The sequence below is a fragment of the Vibrio sp. L85 genome (genome assembly GCF_963871815.1).
GTDB lineage: Bacteria > Pseudomonadota > Gammaproteobacteria > Enterobacterales > Vibrionaceae > Vibrio > Vibrio harveyi.
In genome coordinates this window covers 1-2,534 of sequence record NZ_CAWMYL010000089.1, presented here as the reverse complement: position 1 = coordinate 2,534, position 2,534 = coordinate 1, and the positions used below count along the sequence as shown (strand labels likewise).

Below are 2,534 nucleotides of genomic sequence, written 5' to 3'. Positions count from 1 at the left end.
ACTTCAACTCCGCGATACTGAGTCATCTTCTGGGACACTTTGAAGCGACAGGTGATGAAGAAAAAGCGGCTATCACTCGTGCTGTTTCGCCCGTTGCATGGCAAAATATCAACTTAAGCGGGACGTATAACTTCACCAATACCGGAAAATTTCCTGATATTAGTGAAATTACGAAGCCAATCGTGGATGATTAAGCTTGGAAACGAAAGTAACCCACAGCTGGAGGCTATATAATACAAAGCCTGTAGCATTCTATGTTACTTTAGAGGGGAAAATCCCTAGAACCCCGTAATGGGACAGAAAGGAGCCGATTGGCTCCTTTTTTGCTTTTATGTCGTGTTAAGCTTTTGTTTTTTTATCGATGTAGGTTGAGGGTAGCTTTTGGGACAATACAAGTATGTTGTCATAAGCTTGCGAATTCAATAGATGGTGAGATGATTTTCAAAACTGCAAATCAAGTCGCCTCTTATGGAAACTCAACTATCAATTGCTCCACCAGCGATATGTTCATCAATAGAACATTCAACCTTGCAACAATCGTCAATAACAACAGGGGTTCTTGCTATTGATACGATACTGGGCACCGATGGCTACAGTGCCGACCGCATGATAGAAGTGGCCGGGATGCCGGGAACAGGCAAGACAACGCTCGTATTGCATAGCATTGCATGTTGTCAATCAATGGGGCTAACCGCTGCATACTTAGAGCCTGAGTGCGCTCTAGATTTACGATATGCAGAGACATTAGGTGTTGACCTGAACAATCTCATATTTGGTCAGCCTAAAACTGCAGAGCAGTGCTTTGAGATGGCCTTATCATTACTGGCTTCAAAGACTGTGAAGATGCTTGTCATAGATTCAATCGCATCTCTGGTTCCAAGATCTCAATATCGTAATGACAATTGGGAGGATAAAGATGATGCGATAGAGATGTCACGCCTATTGGCAAAATGGTTTTCAAAGCTTCGATTAGCTCTTAAAGGTACCGATTCAGTAGTAATATTCACTAATCAGCTACGGAGTAAAACAAGTCAGTTCGGTGATGCCTATTATGTAAGTTACGGTGGTATCCCTGTAGAGCGTTTTATGGCTACGCGATTACTTCTAAGTAAAGGTAATGAAATCCTCTTAAGAAAATTTCCTGTTGGCCAACATTGCATTATCGATGTGGTTAAGCATAAAGATGGTTTGTGTGGTAATAGAACGCAGATACCACTTCTCTATCGTAAAGGATTTTCAATTAGCTATGACACAATGACCAAGGCTCTTAGATACGGAATACTAACGCGCACTCGTTACGGCTACTATGCATTTGGTAAGCTATTAGGTGTTACAGGGAAGCATGCCAAGGATACATTGGATAAGACGCCGAAGTTGCGACTTCTTATCCACAGAGAGGTTTTAAAGTCTTGGGTCAATGGAAATGACGGGGCCGGTTGATGCCCCGTTTTCAATATTACTTGCAGTTATATATAGCTACAGCGTAGAAGTCGATGCCCGGATTGGAAATGGCCTGATAGCCAATGCTACCAATGGTGCACTGGGCGCCGGCTTGGTACAAGCATCGCTGGACACCATCTTTTACTTTACAACCACTGCTTAATTCACTCTGAGAGTAACCAGATAATACCTTCATATATCCACCAGGATTAGGTACTTGTGTTTGAGATGCGCTTTGATATACCCAGCTACCGTAAACAACTTTACTTCCTGTTGCTCCTTGTGACTGAGAAGTGTCAATAACGCGATTCTCTGGCCTTGTAGTTACAACGGTTGTCCCATCCTTGTAAGACCATGTTCTTACTTGCATCTGTTTACAGCTTCGTGTCTGTGTAAACCCGGTACCACTTGCAACTGAACCCGTACCTGGTGACCAGGAACTGCAGCTGTATACACCTCCAGAATTTGACCAGCCTGAAACTGTCACAGCAAGCGTCCTTGTCTGGTCAATAGTTATAGCTCGAGTAATGTTCTGTAGCTCACCAACATTCCTTATTTCTCCAGTGACGGCGTTTTTCTCCTGCTTTTGTTCTGTTCTTGTTTGGTTCTGCCTGTAGTTCCTTGACTGGTCAAAGTTTGCTGTTTGAGCAACGATTGGAGGCTCCCAAGAAGAATAATCATAAGGTGAATCAATGTTCGTCCATTCACCAAATGCAGATGCAGTCCTTAACCAAGGATTTTTGGTGCCTGGTACAGTCCGATATTTGATGTCATCGATACTCTGTAGTTGAGGGTGTGTGCCAATAACCTCACTACCGACCTTGTAAGTCCATGTACGAGTTTGATCCTGTTGGCAGGTATACGTTTGGTCGACGGTCAGCCCTTCATAGGTTTCGGAGGCCGGTGGTACCCACTCGCCACAGTCATGCAGATCACCGACATTCACATATGCGTTAACGGATGCTTTCACATCTCTTGATTCAGTAGCGGCTCGATAATCGTATTCGGTTACAGGGTCACCGTGATTACGAATCTCCCCGACGTTCGTGTCTTTGTCGCGGTCTTGACGTTCCCGCGTATACACGTCCTTGTAT

The 2,534-nt window shown here is 44.1% G+C and carries 3 protein-coding genes; 2 read left to right on the top strand and 1 reads right to left on the bottom strand.

Annotated elements, in window-relative coordinates:
* Positions 1 to 194 (top strand): Tn3 family transposase (locus tag AACR11_RS08990; RefSeq protein WP_139374608.1); only part of this gene is annotated, 194 nt, incomplete at its 5' end.
* Between the two features lie 274 nt (positions 195 to 468).
* Positions 469 to 1,440, top strand: a complete 972-nt coding sequence (locus tag AACR11_RS08985) for an ATPase domain-containing protein (RefSeq protein WP_079324674.1) — start codon at positions 469 to 471, stop codon at positions 1,438 to 1,440.
* A gap of 16 nt (positions 1,441 to 1,456) precedes the next feature.
* Here the strand turns inward: AACR11_RS08985 and AACR11_RS08980 are convergent.
* Positions 1,457 to 2,534 (bottom strand): hypothetical protein (locus AACR11_RS08980; protein ID WP_079324672.1); only part of this gene is annotated, 1,078 nt, incomplete at its 5' end.

Bases quoted from the DNA above. Each gene is read 5' to 3' on its own strand.
- AACR11_RS08985 (WP_079324674.1), top strand. From the start codon at position 469: ATGGAAACTCAACTATCAATTGCTCCACCAGCGATATGTTCATCAATA.